At 46.3% G+C, this 4,037-nt stretch carries 4 protein-coding genes and 1 pseudogene; 2 read left to right on the forward strand and 3 right to left on the reverse strand.

What is annotated here, in order from left to right; all coding sequences use genetic code 11:
- Nucleotides 1-189: 189 nt before the first annotated feature.
- Nucleotides 190-732, forward strand: a complete 543-nt coding sequence (locus tag Q0191_RS04200; protein ID WP_297664126.1) for a histidine phosphatase family protein — start codon at nt 190-192, stop codon at nt 730-732.
- A gap of 77 nt (nt 733-809) precedes the next feature.
- Entirely contained in the window at nt 810-1,286 is a 477-nt protein-coding gene (locus tag Q0191_RS04205; protein ID WP_297664120.1) for a YcxB family protein, read from the forward strand.
- Between the two features lie 47 nt (nt 1,287-1,333).
- Here the strand turns inward: Q0191_RS04205 and Q0191_RS04210 are convergent, their stop codons facing one another.
- The 3 genes and pseudogenes from Q0191_RS04210 to Q0191_RS04220 form a co-directional block, all read right to left on the reverse strand.
- Nucleotides 1,334-1,948, reverse strand: coding sequence for an HAD-IA family hydrolase (locus Q0191_RS04210; RefSeq protein WP_297664122.1), 615 nt, complete (start codon nt 1,946-1,948; stop codon nt 1,334-1,336).
- Nucleotides 1,945-3,222, reverse strand: a complete 1,278-nt coding sequence (locus Q0191_RS04215) for an MATE family efflux transporter (RefSeq protein ID WP_297664124.1) — start codon at nt 3,220-3,222, stop codon at nt 1,945-1,947. The genes Q0191_RS04210 and Q0191_RS04215 overlap by 4 nt, the downstream gene beginning before the upstream one ends.
- A gap of 108 nt (nt 3,223-3,330) precedes the next feature.
- Nucleotides 3,331-4,037, reverse strand: a pseudogene (locus Q0191_RS04220) (threonine synthase); the annotation flags it as partial.

Raw genomic sequence — 4,037 nt, forward strand, 5'->3', positions numbered from 1 at the left:
TGAAACGGTCGATTTGATTATAAAGCGCAAAAAAAGCGCGAAAAGCAACGGACGAGCCGTCAATTAATAACAACTTATTCTTTTTTTCCATAGGTTTATTATAACACGAAAGGCGGACAAAGACAGAAAAGGTGGCGTGGAAAATAGGTAGAAAATGAATTGAGATTTAAATTTTGCTATAATCGTCTTATGAACAACACCTACTATTTTATCCGTCATGCGCATTCTAACTATACACCTGATGAAATCAACCGACCATTATCAGACAAAGGGCGAGAATCCTTGGCACAGCTTGACTTTTTAGCAGACAAACCCATTACCGCTATTTATTCTAGCCCCTATCGAAGGGCTATCCAAACAGTTGATCCTTTGGCTCAGAGTCTGAAACTCGCTATTCAAACCGACAAACGGCTAATAGAGCGAAAGCTAAGTAGTCAAGCGATTGCCGACCAAGACTTTGAAGAAGCCCTCATGCAACTTTGGTCACAGCCGACTTTTTCATTTGTTGGTGGCGAGTCTAATCAACAAGCTCAACAGCGAACCTTAGCCTTTCTTCATGAACTGGAAAGTAAGCATCAAAACGAAAAGATTATCATTAGCTCTCATGGTAACCTTATCTGCATTTTACTAAGCGCATTCGACTCCAGCATTGATTATAACTTCTGGCATAATCTTCCCATGCCAGATGTGCTAATTTTAGATAAAAACGAAAAAATCACTCGGCTCCTATAAAAGATGGTATCGCCTAGCAAGATTCGACTAAATCTTATCGCTCTTATATGTTATAATATAAAAACTGGAGGTAAAAAATGTTTCCAATCCATATTACAACTCTTCTGACTGAAGAAGTTTATAAAAGATTTTCATGGGCTATTCTCATACGACGAAAAGGATTTGTATTATACATAATCATACTGATAATCGGGCTGTTCACCTACGTAATGCTCGGCCCATTAGAGGAAAAGATAATATCTATCATATTGGCTCCCCCTATTTGCGCCTCTATGTACTATTTTGGCATGAATTATCAGATTAAGAGAGCTTATCAAAAAAATCCTTTATTTCAGAACATGGAGGTCACTCTGATATTTGACAGAGAGGCTTTTATCGCAAGAAATATACGTGGAGAATTTCGCTATACCTATGATGATATTGTCAAAGTCATTATGACAAAGCAAGATTTTTATATCTTGATAGGGGAGAGCACTGGTTTCGCAATTGAAAAAGAAAACTGTTCTCCCGAGGCTCTTGAGTTCTTGCTAGAACTTCACATTGAGCATATGTAAAAGAAAAAGCAGGCTAGACTGACAGTAGATCAGTTCTGGTCTGCTTTTTATCTTGTGAATAATTGCTTTATACCCACCAACTTCTCTATTTTCTGATTGATTTCTGGTCGGTAGTCACAGAAGTTAATGCTCTGGATGCCACTGTTGACGGCGACATCCACATCTAGCGTCCGGTCCCCGATATAGTAGGTTTCCTGCTTATCCAGGCCATACTTCTCGATCAGATAATCAACACCTTCTGGGTGAGGCTTGCGCTCAAAGCCGTTGGCTGTTGTGATGATTTCTGTAAAATAGTCATGAATGCCCAAGTCTTCCAAGATTTGATGGGCATTGAGTCCCTTGTGGGTATAGACGAACTGGGCAATGCCCTGCTCTTTAGCCCAGGCCAGTATCTCCGCAGCCCCTTCCATCAGATGAACCTGAGCATTCTTCTCCTTTAGACTTGCTCCACGAAAGGCATTCATCTCGGCAGCGTCTAGGCCTTTCTCAGACGCTACTTTTTCCAAGAGCTTCTGGACAGAGTGCTTTAGGATATAGCTGTGAATACTTGCCCTGTCAAAGTCCAGATCATAGTGAGCATAGGTTTCCTCAATTCCTGCCAAAATAGCATCGTAGGAGTCCAACAAGGTGCCATCCAAATCCCAAATAAACGCTATTGTCATGTGATTTCCCTCATTTTTCTGTCGTATAAAACCTTTAAAAATAGCCAGCGGAAGCCATTGTCCAAGAGCGTCCCAGCCCAGACTCCCGGCAGACCCAAGCCAAAGGTCACGCCCAACAAATAGCCTGAGATGATGCGAATTAGCCACATGCCAATAGTCGTGGCATAAAAGGGCAGTCTGGCATTGCCCAGCCCCTGCCAAACCGCTGTGTAAATCACGGTTCCAGCTGCCATGGGAGTTCCCAGCAGAGAGAAGAGGATGACTGAAAGGCTGGCTGTGATCGCTCCGCTATTGCCTGTATAGAGCAAGGTCAGCGGCCGACCAAGGGCAAAAATCCCTAAAGCCAAGGGCAGCATGCAAGCAAAAGACAGCCAGTAAGCCCGCTGACGAATCAGATCGACCGCTTGCATATCTCCCTCGCCAACCGCATGGGCCACCAGCATGATTGTTGCTGTCGCGACCCCAAAGGCCGGCATGTAGTTAAACTGGGTCAGGACTTCGCCGATGGCATTCCCCGCTACTGCGTCCGTCCCAAAGACGACCACAATGGCGATGATCACTACATCACCCGCCCGCATCATGAGCCGCTCTCCAGCAGCCGGCAGAGACAGGCGCAAGAGCTCGCCATCTAGGCCCCAGCTCCAGCTGATCGTGGACAAGTCTAGCTTCCACCAAAGAATCAGTACACCAACTAGACGAGCCAGCACCGTCCCCAGCGCTACACCGACAATGCCAAGCCGAAAGACATAAATGCCCAGAGCTGAAAAAAGGGCGTTGAGGACATTGGTCAGAAGACTAACATACATGGGGAATCTAGGATTGCGCGTGACCCGCACCAGAGCTCCAAAGGAAGTCATCAAGCCCAGCAGGACAATGGTCCCACCAACCAGAGCCAGATAGAGACCGCCTGCTTCAGCCACCGCTTTTTCCGTCCCCAGCAGATCCAACATCTGCCTGCCAAAAAGCAGAGAAAGGAGCCCTAGCAGAAGACTCAGAAGCAGCGTCAGCTTGATAGCCTCAGCTGTGTGATAGGCCAAACGCTCCTTGTCTCCCTGAGCCAGAGTCTTGGAGATAAGGCTGGAAATAGCAGCTCCCAGCGCGATAAAAATTGCCTGATAAATGGTAATGATGTTTCCGGCCACCGAGACACCAGAGATCGCAATCAGCCCAAGACTGGCCACCAGATAGCTGTCGACCATTCCCATGAGCATCTGCAAAAAGTTCTCCGCCATAGCCGGCAAGGCGATATTCATGATTTTTTTATAAGTCGTCATAGAGAAAATTCTCCCTCTTAAGCATAAGCTACTTCTCTTTCTTTCATTGGGCATCCTAAGAAAAAATCAGCCAGATATCCAGCTGATTTTAGGCCTTCTAAGTAAACTTTACAATCCCAAGTAATCCTCGACTGTTGCCTGCATTTGATCTGCAGCGACCGTCGTTTTGTGGCGAACTGGTGCTGTTTCTAAGCCGTCCACAGCTGGTGGAAGGGCTACGCCAGAAAGTTCGTGCAGTTGGCCCAAAGCCTCAAAATCACTGAGGCCTGTCTGACCAGTCACAGCCTCAACGGCCACAACTGGGAATTTATAAGGGCTAGCGGTAGACGCGATAACAGTCTTGCGCTGATCGCCGGTCTCTGCCAAGTATTTTTGATAGACAGCGGACGCGACAGCCGTATGAGGGTCTTCGATGTAGTTAGATGCTTGATAGACCCGCTTGATTTCAGCTGCTGTTTCTTCTTCTGTCGCGTAGTCAGCTGCAAAGAGCTCTAAAATCTCAGCGTCGAAGTCCGTCAGTTCATACTGGCCTTGCTCATTCAGAGCCGCCATCAGGGCAGCTGTTTTCTCAGCACTGTTACCAGACAGGTGGAAAATCAAACGCTCCAAGTTAGAGGAAACCAGAATATCCATGGATGGACTAGTGGTCACCTTGAAGCTCCGCTTCTTGTCATAAACCTGCGTCTTGAAGAAGTCTGTCAGAACATTGTTTTCATTCGATGCACAGATAAGCTTGCCAACCGGCAGACCGATTTGCTTAGCATAGTAGGCCGCCAAGATATTACCAAAGTTCCCCGTCGGAACGGTAAAGTTGA

The organism is uncultured Streptococcus sp., assembly GCF_938036805.1.
In the GTDB taxonomy this organism is placed as follows: Bacteria; Bacillota; Bacilli; order Lactobacillales; family Streptococcaceae; genus Streptococcus.